Origin of the sequence: Clostridioides sp. ZZV14-6009 (assembly GCF_020658095.1) — a bacterium.
Classification (GTDB): Bacteria; Bacillota; Clostridia; order Peptostreptococcales; family Peptostreptococcaceae; genus Clostridioides.
Genome location: NZ_JAGWDG010000069.1, coordinates 1 through 415, shown reverse-complemented (window position 1 = coordinate 415; position 415 = coordinate 1). Strand labels below are relative to the sequence as shown.

The window sequence follows — 415 nt, the reverse complement described above, 5'->3', positions numbered from 1 at the left end:
GGTAGTGGAAGTGGGTAGACCTTAACGGATAATGCCGAAGGATAAGATATAGTCTGTGCTTGCATGAAAGTGTAAGAAGTTCATAAGAGAACTGCATAGGTAGTAGCGAACTTATGTGAACGACAACCTCAAAAATGATAAAAGTTAAGACTTACGGTTCTTACATATGTTATTTAAAAATAAATATAAAAAATCTTCAAAATACTTGTTTTAAGTAATTGCATATTTTAATATTATGATAGGTGATGAAAAATTGAAGTGACTCATGGTAGAGTATATGTATATTTAGTACAATACCATATAGATAATCAGAAAAAACAAGTAAAGTGAGGTGGTAGTAGTGGAAAAAGCTTATAAGTTTAGAATGTATCCAAATAAAAAACAGCAAGAGTTAATTAACAAAACTTTTGGATGT

General features: G+C 29.6%; 1 protein-coding gene. It reads left to right on the top strand.

Translation table 11 applies throughout. The annotated features are described in order from the left end of the window. Positions 1-331: 331 nt before the first annotated feature. The coding region (locus KGF36_RS19925) for a helix-turn-helix domain-containing protein (RefSeq protein ID WP_159065902.1) at positions 332-415 on the top strand (84 nt) is incomplete at its 3' end.